At 38.2% G+C, this 1,714-nt stretch carries 1 protein-coding gene; it reads right to left on the bottom strand.

Annotation, left to right across the window (positions count from 1 at the left end; all coding sequences use genetic code 11):
* Positions 1 to 683 precede the first annotated feature (683 nt).
* Positions 684 to 983 (bottom strand): hypothetical protein, encoded by a 300-nt coding sequence (locus FTV34_RS17290; RefSeq protein ID WP_179991805.1) that lies wholly within the window; start codon positions 981 to 983, stop codon positions 684 to 686.
* Between the last annotated feature and the right edge of the window lie 731 nt (positions 984 to 1,714).

Genomic DNA, 1,714 nt, shown 5'->3' with positions numbered 1-1,714 from the left:
AATTATTATCAGTAATTAATAACCGTGCATCCAATATAAAACTAAAGCCGATCATAAATCAATATGGTCGGTTTTTTTTATGGAAAATATTTGGATTTTTTTAGATTGAGCGCATAGATCGGATACCGTTACCCCCATCTTATTAGTGGGGGTATTTAAGAAATTCCTTTCAACCCCCCCTATAAACTCGGAGTATTGGATCATTTTTTGATCAATTTCCTGATTATGTTAATCCGTGTGCAAGCAGGACGCAATAGCAATGAAAAATGACCGCTTTCGTTTAAAAAATCCTTGAACTGGCATTTTGTCGCGTGATGTCCGATCCGTAGGTCGGCACACGCGACAAAATGCCAGTATTTTGCTTTTCTTTGTGTCGGCGCGGGACGACGCCTAAGTTCTACCGATCTGGACGCATACGGGAGCTGTAATCAGGGAAAAAAAGGATTTAAGAAGCATAAAGCTTCAGTTCGCTCATAGACATTCGCTCTGAAAGCCTTGCTATACAAGCATTACGTGAGATTTCGTAAATATACTAAATATACCAAGATCAAAAAAATGCCCTAAAAGATAGACTTAAGGGCATTTTGACTGGAGATATAAAACTAACTTGAGGCTAAAAGCTGAAATTCAAGTAAAGTGCGCCCTTTGGGGTTAAGGGGTCGAACCCCTTACAAGTCCTGTGGCTACGGGGTAGGCTTGCTTAATGAATCAATAAAATCTTTGTTATCCGTTATAAGACCAGTAAAAGCAGCGTCCACAATAGAACGATCATCTAAAACCTGAAATTCTGTCAATTCGGAAAAAGAATAATAATCCCCATCATCTACAGAAAACTCATGATCACCATGAAGATGTAAAACAACCGAAGTAACCTCACCATCACTTTGATAAGTTGTTCCACCCAAACAAATACTATATGAAACTTGTTTGCCTAACAAATCTTTTAAGTGTTCAACTGTTTGATTTATATCAATATTTCCCATTTAAAAAACCTCTATTTATTTAACTATTCAAGTATTAGTGATTTATCATTATGGTGAGAGTTAGAGAAGATCAGGAAATACTCACCCTAGAGCACTAAAAGCACCCTAAGCAGTATTACCCGAACAATGTAAGGCATCACTACGGAGCCGAGCCATCGTTTCACAGGAGCGCATTACAGTCTATTGCTGCGCTTGTCTTGGTTAGGGCATAGATCACCCCCTGAACACGTCCAAAACCGCCTATAAACGCCTTTTAATGATCACCGCAAGGGATTACCCCAATATACTCACGATCAGCGTTTTATGACTACTCATGCCGTTGTCTGCTTTGTTCAGATCCCCCAGTAGCAGACTTAAACCTAAAATGCGCTGGCGTCACTGTACCTCCCACCCACATCAAGGACGGAAATTAATTATTTGGACGGATTAAGAACGAAAGAGGATTTATTTTAATTCTACGAACGTTATAATCATCTAACAGCACGGAGATTTAATCTTGAATCTTATATCGGTCGCCAAACCACATAACTTTCGTTATTAATTATTATCAGTAATTAATAACCGTGCATCCAATATAAAACTAAAGCCGATCATAAATCAATATGGTCGGTTTTTTTATGGGAAATATTTTTAGTTTGGAAGTTAATTTTAACTTCCATTTCTGTTTTGGAAGTTAATTCCGTCATGGATCGGATACCGTTACCCCCATCTTATTAAGGGGGGTATTTAAG

Source organism: Acinetobacter sp. YH16038, assembly GCF_013417275.1.
GTDB lineage: Bacteria > Pseudomonadota > Gammaproteobacteria > Pseudomonadales > Moraxellaceae > Acinetobacter.
The sequence above is the reverse complement of the archived record's forward strand: the minus strand, read 5'-3'. Positions and strand labels throughout refer to the sequence as shown.